The sequence below is a fragment of the Dysgonomonas massiliensis genome, assembly GCF_900240225.1.
Classification (GTDB): domain Bacteria; phylum Bacteroidota; class Bacteroidia; order Bacteroidales; family Dysgonomonadaceae; genus Dysgonomonas; species Dysgonomonas massiliensis.
Map to the genome: position 1 here is coordinate 118,108 of NZ_OEPV01000007.1, position 18,330 is coordinate 136,437.

General features: G+C 39.1%; 16 protein-coding genes. 1 reads left to right on the forward strand and 15 read right to left on the reverse strand.

Translation table 11 applies throughout. The features are described from left to right. Positions 1–63: 63 nt before the first annotated feature. On the forward strand, positions 64–618 hold the full coding sequence (locus C1A06_RS08590; protein WP_101689849.1) for a Crp/Fnr family transcriptional regulator: 555 nt from the start codon (positions 64–66) through the stop codon (positions 616–618). A gap of 356 nt (positions 619–974) precedes the next feature. On the opposite strand, the gene pdxA is transcribed toward C1A06_RS08590, so the two are convergent. From pdxA to C1A06_RS08660, 15 genes are all read right to left on the reverse strand, one after another. Beyond that, positions 975–2,057, reverse strand: a complete 1,083-nt coding sequence (pdxA, locus tag C1A06_RS08595; protein ID WP_101689850.1) for a 4-hydroxythreonine-4-phosphate dehydrogenase PdxA — start codon at positions 2,055–2,057, stop codon at positions 975–977. Between the two features lie 29 nt (positions 2,058–2,086). Next, positions 2,087–2,731 carry a hypothetical protein gene (locus C1A06_RS08600; RefSeq protein ID WP_145996370.1) on the reverse strand — a complete coding sequence of 215 codons (645 nt, stop codon included), beginning with the start codon at positions 2,729–2,731 and terminating at the stop codon, positions 2,087–2,089. 6 nt (positions 2,732–2,737) lie between these two features. After that, positions 2,738–3,766, reverse strand: a complete 1,029-nt coding sequence (gene rlmN / locus C1A06_RS08605) for a dual-specificity RNA methyltransferase RlmN (protein ID WP_101689852.1) — start codon at positions 3,764–3,766, stop codon at positions 2,738–2,740. Positions 3,767–3,783: 17 nt separating this feature from the next. Next, positions 3,784–5,130, reverse strand: a complete 1,347-nt coding sequence (locus C1A06_RS08610) for a glucose-6-phosphate isomerase (protein WP_101689853.1) — start codon at positions 5,128–5,130, stop codon at positions 3,784–3,786. Between the two features lie 19 nt (positions 5,131–5,149). Continuing rightward, on the reverse strand, positions 5,150–6,148 hold the full coding sequence (locus tag C1A06_RS08615; protein WP_101689854.1) for an NAD(P)H-dependent glycerol-3-phosphate dehydrogenase: 999 nt from the start codon (positions 6,146–6,148) through the stop codon (positions 5,150–5,152). A gap of 10 nt (positions 6,149–6,158) precedes the next feature. Continuing rightward, positions 6,159–7,886 carry a lysine--tRNA ligase gene (gene lysS / locus C1A06_RS08620; RefSeq protein WP_101689855.1) on the reverse strand — a complete coding sequence of 576 codons (1,728 nt, stop codon included), beginning with the start codon at positions 7,884–7,886 and terminating at the stop codon, positions 6,159–6,161. Between the two features lie 175 nt (positions 7,887–8,061). After that, positions 8,062–9,426, reverse strand: a complete 1,365-nt coding sequence (gene hisS / locus C1A06_RS08625) for a histidine--tRNA ligase (protein WP_101689856.1) — start codon at positions 9,424–9,426, stop codon at positions 8,062–8,064. 98 nt (positions 9,427–9,524) lie between these two features. Further along, positions 9,525–9,659 (reverse strand): ComF family protein, encoded by a 135-nt coding sequence (locus tag C1A06_RS15230; protein ID WP_245872031.1) that lies wholly within the window; start codon positions 9,657–9,659, stop codon positions 9,525–9,527. Continuing rightward, entirely contained in the window at positions 9,652–10,209 is a 558-nt protein-coding gene (locus C1A06_RS08630; RefSeq protein ID WP_245872032.1) for a ComF family protein, read from the reverse strand. Before C1A06_RS08630 ends, C1A06_RS15230 begins: the two co-directional genes overlap by 8 nt. Beyond that, complete coding sequence (locus C1A06_RS08635; protein ID WP_101689857.1) at positions 10,196–10,678, reverse strand: regulatory protein RecX; 483 nt, start codon at positions 10,676–10,678, stop codon at positions 10,196–10,198. The genes C1A06_RS08630 and C1A06_RS08635 overlap by 14 nt, the downstream gene beginning before the upstream one ends. Positions 10,679–10,686: 8 nt before the next feature. Further along, positions 10,687–11,526 (reverse strand): peptide chain release factor N(5)-glutamine methyltransferase, encoded by an 840-nt coding sequence (gene prmC / locus C1A06_RS08640; protein WP_101689858.1) that lies wholly within the window; start codon positions 11,524–11,526, stop codon positions 10,687–10,689. A 2-nt stretch (positions 11,527–11,528) separates the two neighbouring features. Beyond that, on the reverse strand, positions 11,529–12,755 hold the full coding sequence (hflX, locus tag C1A06_RS08645) for a GTPase HflX (RefSeq protein WP_101689859.1): 1,227 nt from the start codon (positions 12,753–12,755) through the stop codon (positions 11,529–11,531). A 101-nt stretch (positions 12,756–12,856) separates the two neighbouring features. Next, complete coding sequence (locus tag C1A06_RS08650; RefSeq protein WP_101689860.1) at positions 12,857–13,390, reverse strand: hypothetical protein; 534 nt, start codon at positions 13,388–13,390, stop codon at positions 12,857–12,859. A 16-nt stretch (positions 13,391–13,406) separates the two neighbouring features. Next, positions 13,407–17,927, reverse strand: coding sequence for a translocation/assembly module TamB domain-containing protein (locus C1A06_RS08655; RefSeq protein ID WP_101689861.1), 4,521 nt, complete (start codon positions 17,925–17,927; stop codon positions 13,407–13,409). A gap of 10 nt (positions 17,928–17,937) precedes the next feature. Then, complete coding sequence (locus C1A06_RS08660; protein ID WP_101689862.1) at positions 17,938–18,297, reverse strand: arsenate reductase family protein; 360 nt, start codon at positions 18,295–18,297, stop codon at positions 17,938–17,940. Between the last annotated feature and the right edge of the window lie 33 nt (positions 18,298–18,330).

Sequence of the window (18,330 nt, forward strand, 5' to 3'; positions counted from 1 at the left end):
TCTTTATAAAACAAAATTACAAGAGGTATCAATATCAAAAAAGGACAAATGTCCAATTTAGTCATGTCACAATCTAAAATCAACTTACGATCTTATATAGAAGAACTATATTTTGAGCACGGACAAGCATACATATCTCTAAGGGAATACAAAAAAGATGATGTTCTTATCAGACAAGGCAATCAACAGAGTAAGGTGTTTATCTTAAAAGAAGGATTTGTAAAATGTTTTTTCACAGAAGATAACGGCAAGGACTTTATCGTTGAATTTCTAGGACAAGGAGAGATTATTGGCGAAATTGAAGCTATAAGGGAGATCAACTGCTTGTGCTCAGTTCAAGCTGTCTCGGATGTGACTGCTTATTCTTTCACCAGATCATTTTTTAATTCTTTATTAGAAAGAAATCCACAATTTACCCAAAGTCTGTTGAACGAGTTGGCTAGACGTATTGTAAATACAAGCGTTCGCGCATCAAATCAACAGTTATATACGGTCAAATATGGATTATCGAAATTAACTGATCTGCAAAATCGATTAAATATCTTTTTATCAAAACAGGATATGGCCGCCTATCTAGGTGTTGATATACGAAGTCTAAACAGAGCTTTAAAAGGATAGCTGTGAGAATCATTGAAAACGCATAGTGAAAAAATCCTCTACAATTAACACAACAATTTGGTGGAGCAATAGCAAGAGAATACTACTACTTTTGAAAATATATCCATAAAAATACAAACCTCTTTAGCCTAATAACAATTTCTAGTGGGGTTATTCAATAAGAAAAGGAGTTAAGAAGAAATTCTTAGCTGCTTTTCTTTTTTGACAATTACTATTCTAGGGAACTTTAGATAAGTTTTGTAAACCAAACTGTAAACCAAGAATTGAATCAATATGTTGTATTATAAATCGAATCCGATAAAGTAAAAGGCTGATATCTGTGATATCAGCCTTTTTTGTATTATAAGCTATAAACTTTAATCTTCCTTAGTCAGATCTAAAACTTCGTTATCTCCACCTCTCTCTACATAAAGTTTCTTCAGAGGATTACGATGAGCCTCGTCATACATCTTTCTATTTTGAAACACATCAACCGCCATATAAATTGCCTGACGGAAAGACTCTTCCGAAGCTTCGTTCTTACCTGCAATTCCATATGCTGTTCCATGCGCCGGAGACGTACGTACGATAGGCAAACCAGCCGTAAAGTTTACGCCTTCTTCCATAGCTAGCGTTTTGAAAGGTGCAAGACCTTGATCGTGATACATAGCAAGGACTCCATCGAAATGTCCAAATTCACCTGCACCGAAGAAACCATCTGCAGCGTATGGTCCAAAAGCAATTATATGCTTTTCTTCCAATTCTTTGATCGCAGGAATAATAATATCTTTCTCTTCCGATCCAAGTAAACCATTTTCGCCGGCATGAGGATTCAGCCCTAAAATAGCAATGCGAGGACGACCTATACGGAAATCGCGTTTAAGGCTTTCATTGAAGCGAATTGCAGCATCTACAATCTTTTCCTTCGTAATACTACCCGGAACTTGAGATAGTGGCATATGTCCAGTTACAAGAGCTACACGGATAACATCCGTAGCCAAGATCATCAGACTTTTCGATCCATTTTCACCAAAACGTTCCTCCAGATACTCGGTATGTCCCGGGAAATGAAAATCGTCGCGCTGTATACTGTCTTTATTGATAGGTGATGTTACAAGCACATCTATTAATCCTTCTTTCAGATCGGCAACTGCACGTTCAAGCGATTCGTAAGCTGCTTTTCCTGCTGTTGGAGTAGCTTGTCCCAAGTCAATCTTTACATCTTCATTCGTAATGTTTATCAAATTTACCTTATTGATTACAGCTTCTGATGCACTGTTGATCTGATTAAAATTTATGGCTTGCAACTCCATCGCTTTACGATGGTATGCTGCTGCTTTTACCGATCCGTAGATCACAGGGATAAAACTCTCAGCCATACGTATATCTGCAAATGTTTTGAGAATAACCTCGTAACCAATGCCATTTATATCACCTTGCGTAATTCCTACTTTTATCATAATTTATTTTTAGTATCTAAATTAAGGATTTAATTCGAACCTACAATTCGACTCCATTGATCAGCTAATATCTCTACATAATCAACAAATAACTTCACTCCTTTATACCTATAAATGGCTACCGGAGGTGCTACTTCAAATGGTTCTACTTCGAACGGAGAGTAATCATCGTGCAAGTAGACAAATATTTCTTTAGTAAGATAATTATAGAATGTAACGTTGCCATTCTGTTCCTGAGCAAAGGTAACACAACTATCGATATTTAGATCACCCGCATTGCCCGAAGAGCGAGAGAAACAATCTTTCAATCCTCCGCCAACAAAAGTATCTGTCAGAGAGAAAGTAAATTCATTAGTATCAATAAAAGAGTTTTCAACCTTATCGCCATCAGTCCAATAATTGATGATTCCCCCGACATTAGTCGAGAACAGAATATGCTCATCAATAATATTTCTGCCAACAGGAATACAATGTTCCAATTTACATAACCATCCGTAAGACGATCCGTTTTTATTCCAAATATACTGGCGGAATCGTTGATTCCCATTTATCGTAAAATCTATCACTGATGCTTGCTCCAACAAATTTGTCATTCGAGGAAATTGAGCTTTAAACTCTTCCGACAAATCTAACTTAGCGCTATGTATTCTATCAAAATTAACTTGATTCTTCATATTACATCATTGCTTTTTACTCTTCTCGGTCGACAGCATACCGCAAGCTGCAAATATATCTTCACCACGAGATGAACGAATTGTACAAGTCAACCCTTTTTTAGTCATGAAATCACGGAAAGCCTCCATTTTTTCACGAGTTGAAGTTACAAGATCAACATTCGGTATAGCATGGAATCGAATCAAATTTACACGACAATCCAAATCTTGGAGTTGTTTTGCTAATGCTCGTGCATGATCCAGCGAGTCGTTGAAGTTGTTGAACATAATATATTCAAACGATAAACGACGTTGCCCAGACCAATTATATTGCTTCAACAATTCCAGCACACCATCAATAGGGAATGCTTTTTCGGCCGGCATAATCGACAGTCGCTGCGATTTTTCAGGACTGTGAATACTTATCGCCAAATGAGCAGAGCTTTCTTCTAAGAATAGCTTCAGCTTAGGAGTTACACCCGTCGTAGAAACCGTGATACGCTTCGGACTCCAACCCATACCATAATCGGAAGTCATTATCTCCAATACTTTCTTTAGCACGGGATAGTTATCCAAAGGCTCGCCCATTCCCATAAATACGGTATTGGTCAAATCTTCGGCTTCGTGTACCGAGTACAGCTGATTGATGATCTCGTTCGCCGTCAGATTCCCGTTGAATCCCTGCTTTCCAGTCATACAGAACAAGCAGTTCATTTTACAACCTACTTGCGATGAAACACAAAGGGTCTTTCGATCGTCTTCCGGAATCATCACCGATTCGATCAACTTTCCTTTATCTGTCTGAAATAAGTATTTTACTGTTCCGTCTATCGACTTCTGAAATTCGCGAGGCTCACTTCGACCAACATCGAATTTTTCGGACAACAAAGCTCGGTTAGCCACAGATATATTTGTCATCTCGTCAATTGTCGACACTCGTTTCTTATAAATCCAATCAGCAATCTGTTTTGCTGCAAATTTAGGCAAACGACACTCTTCGGCTACAGCCCGGAGTTCCTCCATCGTCATACCCAAAAGGTGTCGTTTATCCATAATAATGTTTATCGTTTCTATCAGATACGTTTTTTAATTTCTTCTGTTTCTTTTTCATAACCAGGTTTACCTAGCAAAGCAAACATGTTCTTTTTGTAAGCCTCAACTCCCGGTTGATCGAATGGATTGATACCTAAGATATATCCACTGATGCCGCAAGCTTTCTCGAAGAAATAAAGAAGCTGACCAATTGAGTTTGCATCCAATTTAGGAAGTTCAACTTTGATATTAGGAACACCACCGTCAACGTGAGCGATCTGAGTTCCAAGCTCTGCCATTTTGTTTACGAAATCAACGTTTTTACCAGCCAAAAAGTTCAATCCATCAAGATCTGCTTCGTCTGTTGGCACTAATAATGTACGATTAGGTTCAGCTATCGAGATAACTGTTTCGAAGATTGTACGCTCACCTTCCTGAATCCATTGTCCCATCGAGTGAAGGTCTGCTGTAAAGTCAACAGCTGCATTGAAAATACCTTTGTTTTCTTTTCCTTCGCTTTCGCCGTAAAGTTGTTTCCACCACTCAGCGATGTAGTGTAATTTAGGATGGAAGTTTACAAGGATTTCAATTTTCTTGCCTTTTTTGTATAGCTCGTTACGAACAACAGCATATTGTTCTGACAAGTTTTCTTCGAATGGTACGCTCGGAGCAGTAGCTGCTTCCATAGTTGCAGCACCTGCTACTAATTCTTTGATATCGATTCCTGCAATAGCAATAGGAAGCAATCCTACCGGAGTCAATACCGAATAGCGTCCACCTACGTTATCAGGAATAACATACATTTTGTATCCTTCTTTTTTAGCCAAAGTAAATAGTGCACCACGAGCAGCATCAGTAATAGCCACGATACGTGATTTAGCCTCTTCTTTACCTACAGCTTTTTCCAATTCAGCTTTCAAAATACGGAATGCCAAAGCAGGCTCTGTTGTAGTACCTGATTTAGATATATTGATCAATCCGAATGATTTTCCTTTCAGGTATTCAAGAAGTTCTACCAAGTAGTCTTCGCCGATGTTGTTACCTGCATAAAGGATAACCGGATTTTTACGATCTGTTTGCAACCAGTCGAAATAGTTTGACAATGAGTCGATAACAGCTTTAGATCCAAGATAGCTACCACCGATACCTACAAGAACTACAACATCGCATTTGCTGCGGATACTAGCAGCTGTTTCTTCTATATCTTTGATAAACTCAGGAGTGATAGATGAAGGCAAATTCAACCATCCTAGATAGTCGTTCCCTTTACCAGTTCCTGCGTGTAATGTTTCGTTACATTTTTTTGCCAATGCAGCTTGTGCATTGATGTCTTCTTGCGAAATAAATCCTAATGTCTTGCTGACATCTAACTTAATTGACTTGCTCATAATCTATTATTATTACCTATTATTTCAAAAAATGTTCTCTTAATTTTTTTATTTCCTGACGTGCCGGAGCTTGTTCGTACAAAATGCGATATACAGTCTCGACTAATGGCAACGACACACCGAACTTTTCGTTCAGTTCCATTACGCATTTAGTTCCGAAATAGCCTTCGGCTATCATCTGCATTTCTATCTGAGCTGCTTTGACCGAATAACCTTTACCGATCATCGAGCCGAAAGTACGATTACGGCTGAAGCTTGAATATGCTGTAACCAGCAAATCGCCCAAATATGCCGAATCATATATATTTCGCTCGAGCGGATAAACTGTTTCGAGAAATTTGCTCATCTCGCTGACTGCATTCGATACAATCACAGCCTGAAAGTTATCACCGTATTTCAAACCATGGCAGATACCCGAAGCTATGGCATATACATTTTTCAGTACGGCTGCCAATTCTATTCCGTCAACATCAGCCGAAGTAGAAGCCTTTACAAATCGATTGTCAAATATCTGAGCCAAGGCCTCAGCTTTTTCAATATCAGCACAAGCTATCGTAGGATATGTCATTCTTTCCAAAGCAATCTCTTCAGCATGACATGGCCCTCCAATAATGGCTACATTATTGCGAGGCACATTGTACTCATCTACCAGATAATCGGTCACCATCACATTCTCGGGAGATACAATCCCTTTGATTGCCGAGATAACAAATTTATCCGAAAGACTGACAGTCAACTTTTCGAGATGCCCTTTCAAGAAAGGAGATGGTACTGCAAAAATCAGCGTATCCGAATCTTTTACTATTTCACTAATATCCGAATAGAAACTGATTCTATCAGTATTAAATTCTACGTTCGTCAGATAAGAAGGGTTATGCCCAAATTTGCGGAACTCTTCTATTTGCTCCGGGCGACGCATATACCAATTGATGTGCTTCTGTTGCATCAGCATGATTTTGGCCAATGCTGTCGCCCATGTTCCTCCACCTAATATGGCTATTTTTCCCGGTAAACTCATATATTTTTATTTATTGAACTTTAGCTACCCAAGCTGCAACCTCTTCGGCTGAAGGTAGGGTAAGTTCCAATTTATATTTCTTGTTTGCTTCGCTCATTTCCTGACGAAGTTTGTTCGGATTCACATCTTTCATATCTTCGACAAGCAGATATCCTATTTTTTGTAGAGCAGGCACCCATTCTTCAGCAATACCAAGTTCTACATATTTGGCAGGAGCATCTTTCTTCGCTACTTTTTCAGGACGCATCTGAGGGAAGAACAATACTTCCTGAATAGAAGTTTGTCCTGTCAACAACATCACGAAACGGTCCATACCGATACCCATTCCCGATGTAGGAGGCATACCGTATTCCAATGCACGAAGGAAGTCTTGGTCGATAAACATCGCCTCGTCATCTCCTTTTTCTGACAATTTCATTTGTTCTTCGAAACGTCCACGTTGATCGATTGGGTCATTCAGCTCAGAATATGCATTCGCAAGTTCTTTACCATTAACCATCAACTCGAAACGTTCAGTCAACTCTGGATTGTTGCGGTGACGTTTACATAGCGGAGACATTTCGATCGGATAATCGGTAATGAATGTTGGCTGAATGTAGTTTCCTTCAGCTTTCTCTCCGAATATCTCATCAATTAGTTTGCCTTTACCCATTGTTTCATCTTGCTCAACTCCTAGCTGTTTACATACTTCACGAAGTTGCGCTTCATCCATTCCATTGATATCGACACCTGTATTTTCTTTGATCGCATCAATCATAGTCACACGTCTGAACGGAGCTTTGAAACTGATTTCTTTTCCATCAACCGTAACAGTTGTAGTTCCGAGAACATCCATACAAACACGCTCAACCATTTGCTCCGTAAATTCCATCATCCAGTTGTAGTCTTTGTAAGCTACATAAATTTCCATTGCTGTAAATTCAGGATTGTGAGTACGATCCATACCTTCGTTGCGGAAGTTACGAGAGAACTCATAAACTCCATCGAAACCACCTACGATCAGACGCTTCAGATAAAGTTCATTCGCAATACGCAGATACAAAGGAATATCCAATGCATTGTGATGTGTAATAAACGGACGAGCTGCTGCTCCTCCTGGTATACTTTGTAGTACCGGAGTATCAACTTCGATATAACCTCTTTCGTTGAAGAAATTACGCATCGAGTTGAACATTTTGGTACGTTTAATGAAAATATCTTTCACTTGATCGTTAACCACAAGGTCAACATAACGTTGGCGGTAACGTTGTTCTGGATCGGTGAATCCATCATAAGTAACACCATCTTTCACTTTTACTACCGGTAGCGGACGAAGTGATTTTGATAATACTGTCAATTCCTGAGCGTGTACCGATATTTCGCCCATCTGTGTACGGAAAACGAATCCTTTGATTCCGATAAAGTCACCTATATCAAGCAGTTTCTTGAATACAGTGTTATACATTTCTTTATCTTCTCCCGGACAGATATCATCGCGAGTTATATATACTTGAATACGTCCTTCAGCGTCTTGTAGTTCGACGAACGATGCTTTACCCATGATGCGACGTCCCATTATTCGTCCTGCGATAGTTACTTCGCGCTTAGGAGCATCATCAGAAAATGACTGCTTTATCTCTTCCGAATATGCATTAACATCATACATTGCCGCAGGATATGGTTCGATACCCAATGCGCGCATTTCTTCAAGGCTTTTGCGGCGAATAATCTCTTGTTCGCTCAATTCCAACACGTTCATACTTACTTTATATTAATTTTTACGATTTAATTACTTGATTTATAAGTCAGCAAATTTACGAAATTTAATCGTAACATCGTGCTTTTAACGGCGAAATCGCCTTATCGTGAATGATCATTAACAAACAAGGCCTCTGCACAATACAGAAGCCTTGTCGATACGATATAGAACTTTTTTATTTTTCAGTCAAAACAGCAATGCATTCCTCAACAGTCAGCTTGCTTTGCTCGCCCGTTTCCATATTCTTCAATGCTATTTTACCCTCTGCCATTTCTTCTTCTCCTACAATAGCAACAAAAGGGATTTTATTAGAGTCGGCATAAGACATTTGTTTTTTCATTTTTGCACTATCCGGATATATCTCTGTCGAGATATTGGCTTGACGCAATTTAGAAATCACCGGAAGAATAAATTCTTCTTCTTTCTCTCCAAAATTAACAAATAGCACCTTAGTTCCCTTGATAGAATCTTTCGGATAAAGATCTAACTGATTCAAGACATCGAAGATACGATCTGCACCGAACGAGATACCCACACCCGAAACATTATCCAAGCCAAAAATACCTGTTAGATTATCATAACGACCACCACCCGTAATACTTCCGATCTGAACATCAAGCGCTTTTACTTCGATAATAGCTCCGGTATAATAGCTCAATCCACGAGCTAATGTCAAATCAATTTCCAATTCGCTGGCTAGCGGTGTTAGATCGATACGATTCAGAATAAACTCCAATTCTTCGACACCTTTCACTCCTATCTCAGAAGCACTCAGTACATTTTTCAGCGTCGAAAGTTTTTCGCGATTATCTCCTTCAAGAAGTATAATAGGTTGTAATTGATCGATAGCAGATTGTGGCAAGCCTTTCGAAGCCAATTCTTCATTCACTTTTTCTAGGCCTATTTTATCTAATTTATCGATAGCAACAGTTATATCAACTATTTTTTCAGGCTGACCGATAATCTCGGCAATACCTGAAAGGATTTTACGGTTATTTAGCTTAATCGACACACGAATGCCAAAACGGGTAAATACTGTATCGATAATCTGAAGTAATTCAACCTCATTCAACAGCGAGTCAGAACCTACGATATCGGCATCACACTGAAAAAATTCGCGATAGCGACCTTTCTGCGGACGATCGGCACGCCAAACCGGTTGTATTTGAAAACGCTTGAAAGGGAACGTAATTTCATTACGATGTTGAACCACATAGCGTGCGAATGGCACTGTCAAATCGTAACGAAGTCCTTTTTCGCAGGCTTTGGCAGCAAATCTGGCAGAATTTTTATCAGCCAGTTCTTCATCACTAAAATTGCTAAGAAAGTCTCCAGAATTTAATATTTTGAAAAGTAATTTATCACCTTCTTCTCCATATTTTCCCATCAGCGTCGAAAGATTTTCCATTGCCGGAGTTTCTATCTGACGGAATCCATAAAGTTTATACACTTCACGTATTGTATCGAAAATATAGTTACGTTTCGCCATTTCTTCTGGCGAAAAGTCACGAGTTCCTTTTGGAATAGATGGTTTTTGCATTTTCTTAATTATCTGAATCGTTAAAATATTAGACCACAAAGATAGGTCTTATTTCACAAAATAACTTACAACAAAACATGAAATCCGCTCATAAACAATCAAGTTGCGACAGCAAGTGTATAAACACTTATGCGAATATCTGTTATTTTGAGCAATTCTTTAGCACACGCTTCTATTGTCGATCCTGTTGTCAGTACATCATCTATTAACAGAATATGTTTACCCTCAAACAACTTTATCAGTCAAAGAAAAGATATTCTCGACATTCGCCCAACGTGCTTCGCGCGAATCACTTTTCGCCTGAGAAGGATTATTTATTGAACGAACAACCACAGTATCATTAAGATTTACATACGTTCGTTCAGCAATTCCCCTAGACAATTCATATGCTTGGTTATATCCTCGTTCCTTCAATCTCTTTTGGTGAAGTGGAATTGGAACAATAAAATCAATTGATTCAATAAACTTACTTCCATTCAAACTATCGCCACACAACTGACCGAGATAAACACCCAATTCAGGATTGTTTTTATATTTCAGCTCATGAATTATTGGCTGCAAAGTGCCACCTTTCACAAAATAAGCGAATGCTGCTACTCTTTCAAAGGGGATTCGCCCGGCAAAAAACTCTTCTAATTTATTATTTTCCTCGTCGTGATAGTTAGTTCTCGGAATCTTCGAGAGACAATCCAAACAGATATGTTTCTCGTATTCGGCCAGTCTTTTTTCGCACGAAGAGCACAGAGAAGGGAAAAAGAAATCGAGCAAATTACGAAAGATCATCACAGTCAGTTTTCAAGAGTTTGCTTACCATTTTCAAAACTGCATCCATGGAGAATCCTCTACCCAGAGCAAACCGTATCAATTTATTTCGACGATCATAATCATCCTTGCCCTTTACTGTTTTCAGCTTTATCTTCAAGATTGATTCAAGCTGTTCGTTAAAACTTTCATCTTCGAAATCATCTAATATTGGTTGATAAACAGAAGAAGATATATTTCGTTTACGGAGTTCAAACACAATCTTAGTCTTGCCCCATTTGTTGAACCGCATTTTGTCGTTGATAAAACTCCGACAGAAACGCTCATCACTCAAGAAACGTTCGTCTTTCAAGCGTTTTACAATACGCGCAATCTCATCCTCCTCCAACTCCCAAGCTTTCAATTTGCGACGCACATCCCACTCGCATCGCTCTGCTTTAGAACAATACGCTGCGATTCTATTCAATGCTATGGGTTCGGACAATTTCATTCTTGAATTTAGATATATGCTACAACAATACGATCATTTTTGCTAATATCCCAAACAACACGAATATTTTTATATCCTTTACTTTCTAACATATCAATCATTTCCTGCCCTTTGGCACGATTGATCTCGAAATAAAGTTTTCCGTTCGGATTGAGCAACTCACGACCAATATCTGCTATACGTTCGTAGAACATTAACGCCTTGTTATCCGGAACAAAAAGTGCCGAATGAGGTTCATACTTCAATACGTTGGCCGTCATATCACCTTTCTCGCTATCCATCACATAGGGAGGATTGCTAACAATGATATCAAATTTATGCGATTGGGGATAACGTCCCAATACATCTACGCATTCGAAGTCTACAATCACATTATTAAGAGAAGCATTACCTCTTGCAACCGCCAAAGCTCCTTCCGAAATATCCCATGCTGTCACTTTTCCTTCGGGCATATATTTAGCTACCGAAATAGCTATACAACCACTTCCTGTACCAATGTCCAATATTGATGCTGATGGATTTAAATCTTTATTTTCGGCAAGTATAAGCTCTACTAATTCTTCGGTTTCCGGTCGCGGAATCAAAGTATCTGGTGTAACCTTAAATGTCAAACCAAAAAATTCTTCTTCGCCAACAATGTACTGAATAGGCTCGAATTGCTTCAATCTATCGACCACAGTAGCAAGTTGAATATCGTCAATATCAGCTTTATCGTCCAGAATCAACGATGGATATTGACATTTAGTGATATAGGGTAAAATTATGCGAATGAAGGCTGAGATTTCGCCTTCATCGTAATAGCCTTTCAGGCTGTTCTTAATAGCCGAAACAGCTGATTGGACTTGCATAATTATTCTTCAGTAGTTTCTGTATCGTAGCGCTGAAAAAGGAAATCATTATAAGGATAACGCTCGATATGTATAGTTTTCACTCTTTCGTAAAGCATTTCACGCAATTCTTCAAGATTAAGCTTCGTCTTAGCCGAAATGAAAATACAATCATTCGCCATTTTGCTCATCCATGTCTTTTTCAATTCCTCAAGAGAAAGGTTTTCACGTTTCACCGGAGTCAGATCATCTTCGTCTTTCGGCACATACGAAAAGGCATCCACTTTATTGAATACCAAAATCATTGGTTTTTCTTCGCCATCGATTTCCAACAAAGTCTTGTTTACAACTTCAATTTGCTCCTCGAAGTTAGGATGTGATATATCAACAACATGAACCAATAGGTCTGCTTCACGAACTTCATCCAAAGTAGACTTAAACGATTCGACAAGGTGTGTCGGCAACTTACGGATAAATCCTACGGTATCGGACAATAAAAATGGAAGATTGTCAATAATAACCTTGCGAACAGTAGTATCCAAAGTTGCAAATAGCTTATTCTCAGCAAAAACATCCGACTTACTCATCAGATTCATCAAAGTCGATTTACCCACATTGGTATAACCTACCAAAGCAACACGAACCATTTTACCGCGGTTCTTTCGCTGAGAAGCCATCTGTTTATCGATGCTTTTCAGCTGATCTTTGAGCCAAGAAATACGATCGAGTACAATACGACGGTCGGTCTCTAGCTGGGTTTCACCCACACCACGCATCATAGCACCACCACCTCGCTGACGGTCTAAGTGAGTCCACATACGGGTCAGACGTGGCAACAAATATTGGTATTGTGCCAATTCGACTTGAGTCTTTGCGTATGCAGTTTGCGCACGCATAGCGAAAATATCAAGAATAAGACTCGTTCTGTCCAAAATCTTGACTTTCAATTCGGCCTCAATATTACGTAGCTGACGAGGAGAAAGCTCATCATCAAATATGACTATACCTATTTCCTCTTCTTCGATATATTCTTTAATTTCTTGTAGTTTCCCTGTTCCAACAAAAGTTGTAGGATTGGCATAATCCAGTTTCTGTGTATACATTTTATCTGGAATAATGCCGGCCGTATCGGCTAAGAAAGCAAGCTCGTCAAGATACTCTTTCACACGATCTTCGTTTTGCTGCGGAGTAATTAGACCAACTAGAACTGCACGTTCGTTTTTTGCTTCCGATATAATAAAGTCTTTCATATAGTTACCTCAAAATTTTATAGACGACAAAGGTAGTTGTTTTTCAGCGAACCTCAATCAGTCGACAACAAACATATTTTTGAAAAATAAAAAAGTTAACTTCAGCTATACTTACGAATATATACTTTCAACGCCAGTACAATAGGAACAACTACCGAAAATGGAATAAGAAAAGAAAAATCTAGCTTTATAGCCGCATAAACGCCAATTACTCCACCTACTAATCCAACCAGAAGAAGTACAAAACCAAGCTTAATACTATGCAATCTTATACCTCTTACTGCTTTATTGTTAATCTTATTGTAATCGGTATCAACAAATAGAGAATCCGCATAATTACCAATAAAAAACTGCCACAGCTCCAACTCTCTTTTTGTCAATATTTGCTTCGGTTCATCAACAACATAATCGACAACGACAGAATCCTCTTTTATCTTAACTTTCACCTTCGATTTCCAAGCCAATGGATTAAAAATCCAGCTACTTAAACAGAATAAACCCCTACGAAAGATTAAAAGATTCTCTGTCTGTCTAATCAATTTAAATCCTGCATCCGTAAAATATTTAATTGTCTTATCAATTAATCCATTTTTATTTACATGGTCAACCACCATATTTCCTATAAATCTTGCCATCTAGGAAAAAATATTTTTACTCTCCTTCAACTTTTGTCGGCTGAGTATCATTTTGTTTAGGCTGCTGTTCGTTAGTTGCTTCTTGCTGCGGACGCTGACGATCACGGTTTCGACGGCGAGGCAAGAACAAACGTTTCAGAGTACGCGCTTCTTTCGTATAAACGATACCAATACCTTGTGTGTACTGAGCTTGTTCGTAAACACGTTCGTTGGTTTTATTGTATGCTTTGATAGTCCAATTGTTTGACAACTGATACTCGGCATCGAAATCTCCGATAAATGAACTTTCGGTAGTTGCGGACTGATTATAACCTACACTTGTATGTAGTTTCAGCTTGTCATTCATAAATCGTTTCGACACATCTACCGACATACCCAATTCGTTCATCGATCCATCAGCCGATTCTATGTTCGTACCAATTTCCCATTCTTTGCCCAAAACTCCACCCAGGACAGAGTTCAAAGCACTAGACAACGTACTTGAAGCCAATCCGGTCCACATACTTGTACCAATCTTACTTCCTGCTCCGCTCGAATAGAACGATCCCGTTCCTATCAGATACGCAAACTGAGTTATCCTTTGTTCATCAGTTGCAATCAGACTTCGCACCTTACGCTTCGTATCGTCCGGAGCATCCGGCAATTCCACATCGTAAGTAAGCTCCATCTTGTCCATGTCTCCGCTGATTCCCAAAACGCAATCGACATTCACTTTAGGAGATGTATCATCCGTACCGAAACTCTGATCGAGAGTCGTCAAATCGGCACGTTTTCGGGCATAAGCCTTAATATTGAATTTAGTTTTCAGCGGATCGCCAAGGAAAGTCAACTTACTACCTTCTCTGATTTTCATATCAAACGATTTCAAACCCTGCAAACTGATGCGCACACTACCATCAGTGGCCTTAAAATCACCGAAGGTATTCATCGTCTCGGTGTTCAGATCGTATGTAAAATTAATCTTTCCATTACCTTTAATTTCCATTTTGTCGCCCGTAGTCGGATCTATCACAACAGTCAACAATATATCGGGAGTTAAGGTTATATTGGCATTCATATCAATATTCATCGTCGGAGCTTGCAGCACCACTGGCTCAACCTTATCCAATTTATCTTCTGGAACATTTATATATACCAAGTTTTTATACTCGGTAGCAGACGATGTTTGCGGAATAAGAACATTGATTTTCGACTTCTTATCGTTTTTTATGTTCATATTCATCGACATACCAGCCTCATCCCCCTTTATATTTACTGTTCCCGAAGCATATACTTTTCCGTAGAATAGGCTATCCACGCGATTCTCGGTATTCAAGAACATTAACTGCTGCGCACGCATATCCAATGAATATTTCATATCATTAAAATATTTGTGCGTCAACCGCGCATTAACCGTTGCCTTATTCCCTTCATTATCTTTCAGTATAAGATTATCGAATCCGATCTTATCGGGCGTAATCTCGATTGTATCCGAAATACTGTAAGTCACGTTCGTATAATCGATACCCAGAGATGTATCGTTAAATCCCAAAAATCCCTGACTGACTGGAGCCTTAAAATAACCTGTTACCAGCAATTTCGAACTAACCGTTCCAGAAAGATGATTTAGTGTACCTTCCATAAAAGGCGCTATCCAGTTTATAGGAAATCTGTCTGCTTCAAGCCCCAAAGCCAAAGAGTCGTTTTCTAAGAAGACAAATCCTGCGAATTGCATTAACTTACGCTTACGATGTTCTAGAATCGTATTTACCGCAAGCCCCTGCTTCTCCGTACTCCAATAGCTTTGAGTATTCAATGTTCCGAGCGAATCGCTGAATACAACAATATCTTTTGCCACAAAATTATCGGTATAAAGCTCCAATCTGTCCAAAATATTCGTCAACAAAATATCGCCATCAAGCTCCATCTTAATATGATTCACATCGAAAGCTGAAAGCACATCCCCCACCTGAGCATGATTGAAGTAAACGTTCAGGGTATCTGTAGGCAATTCGGAAATAGCTCCTTCCATTCCGAATATTCGTTTTTTATTCAACGCAATACCAAAATCATAGATTTCTGTCTTTCCACCCAGATATTCTATTGTTGCAGGTAGTACTCCAACAATCAATTCTCCAATGTGAATATCGCTTGGTGTGACATCGTGATTAATAATCAGACTATCTCTTTCGTTACGACTAAATGTTGTCAATCCTTCCAACCTTCCATCGATTACGATATCTGTATTTCCCGGATTACTGCTTTTCAATCCTATCGATGATTCAACCTTGTCGTTTGCTCCCAATATTTTAAATACTCCCGAATAATCTCCGGCCGTTGTTCGGAGCATACTCTTAAGGTCGATATCAAACACTGAGTCTTGATTCTGAATATTCAAAAACGCAGCTTCAACCAATACATCCCCATACTTCACATTTGACGCATAGCCTTCCGCAAACACATGTTTAATAGGGAATTTGGCTTGTCCCGATATCACAAGTGAGTCTACGACATCTACCGGTAATTGAAAAACTCGTCCAAGCTCTTCGGTATTTCCCACTTCTAAAGAGAAGGCTAAATCATTCTTGAATTCATGATTTTTGTGTTCTTCCTCATCAAAAACAGCAGGCAGATAGCCATGCAGTATGTGAGTCAATTCATCGTAGAACTCCACAAAATTATATTTTCCCAAAAGCTTCGCTCTTGCAAATTTTGACGAAAACTCGGCATACATTATATCCTCCATGACATTATTCACAGCAAGACTAATCTTACCCGGCTTGAAGACGAATGTTGTATCTCTCAATACAAAATCGTTTATTTCCACAAGCCCCGTCATGCGATCGACATCTATTCCTTTCAAATCTCCGCTCAGCTTAAGACTCAACTCTGGCTCGTTCCAGTATTCATTTTTATAGAATTTTTCAACATCCAAATGTTCCAGATCCAGATCGAAATGTATATCCGGAACCTTAGCCTGCGTCATCATTGCATTTGCTGCAAATCGTAGTGCCGGATTATCCGAATCGATCGAAACAGCCATATCCTGAGCATTATAATGCCCATTGAAATTGATGTCTTTCAAATCATTTGCTTGAAATTCAAATAAGCCTACATTTCCTAAAGCATTGACCGAAAGAGGCTGCTTCGTTGTCTGAACAAGATCAACATCCGTAAAAACAGTCAGTTTACCAAAACCGCTACCAGCACCCATCACTCGGCCCAAATCAAAATTTTGAGTTGCCAAATGAGCTTTCGCGGCAATATTGTTAAAGGTTGTATCTGTTCGGCCGGTAGTTGTAAGCATCAATACTCCGGCGCTTGTCGAAGCATCGGCATCCAACTTGAAGTTACCCAAATGACCATCCAGATTGGCCTGTAAAAGTATATTGCCCAGATTGCGCAACATATCGGGAGCTACAAAAAGAGAATCACCCAGTCTGGCTAAATCTGTAACTCCTTTAGGCGTAAGCTGCAAACGCGACAACTTTAGTTTTATGTCAGAAATACCATATTGCATACAATCCGACATATAGGCATTTGCCTGCAAAGCGGCATCGTCGCCATAATTCACAAGGAAAGTATCTACCGTAACCATTGGCAATTGCCCCCACGCATTTGCTTTCAGTACAATATCTGAAGTTAAAAATTTCGCGTTCGGTAAGAAGTATGCAATATCCCGAGGCGCAATATTGGTTTCATCAACACCTAGATGAAACTCATCGGTAGCCATATTGTATTGAACATTGGACGCTACCAACTGCGAGTTCTCAAGCTTCAATATCAGTTTATCGGTTTTATAGATATCTTTTTCGCTTCTGAAATGTGTTTCAACAGAAGTAATCGCCAATCCTGATTTATCTCTGACAGCCAAATTATTCAACCTTACATCCAATTGGTCGGGATCTAATGAATTCAGATTCAAATCAGCATTAAAGTCTGACAATGCAATATGCGAAGCATTAAAGATGCCCGGAGTTTCGGGATCAGACAGAACATCGTATGTCAATCGCCCTCTTTCCAATAGGACATCGCTTACAACGATCATCAACGATGATTTAGTCGTATCTGTTTGCGTAGTATCGCCAGTGGCAAAAGCATCAATCAAGAACTGGAAGTTAAAGTCGGAGATTGAATCTTTTTTATTGACCGAAATATCAAAATCTTCGAGCAAAACCTGATCTATCTGCAGCCTGTTGTCCAACAACTTCCATGGGCTGAGCTTTACGTCCAACAATTTAGCATAGAGCAACGTATCCTGACTTTGATCTTCGACATATACTCCTTTGAGCGTAACATGATTGAACAGCGAAATCTGCACTTCTTCTATCGAGGCTTTCGAGTTGATCATCTCGCTAAGCTTGTCAGTTACCACTCCCACCAAACGGGTTTGGATGGCAGGTATAGATAGCAGGCCATATATCAACACATTCAGCGCCAATATACTGACCAGTACCCAGAACGAAAAACGAATGATTCGAGCTAAACAACCGCGTTTGGGTTTCGGCTGTGGCTCATCCGCTTGCTGAGTATTTTCAATATCTATAATCTCCTCCATCGGTTTTGTATTATTTCAATTTTTCAGTCCACTCGCTTTCGTTGAATCCTACCAAAACAAAATCGTCGGCAACAATCAATGGACGTTTTACCAACATACCATTAGTTGCCAAAAGCTTTATAAGCTCCTCTTTCGGTGCTATTTTGACAACATCTTTCAGATTTCGCTCTTTATATATCTTGCCCGATGTATTGAAGAATTTAGCAATAGGCAAACCGCTCATATCAATCCATCGAGTCAATTCCTCTTCATTTGGATTTTCTTGAGTGATATCACGATCTACGACTGATATATTATTATTTTTCAACCACTTTGCGGCATTGCGGCATGTACTGCATTTTGGGTACTGCAAGAATAATACTGATTTCATTTTCTTAATATTTAGATGTATTCAGTACAAAAA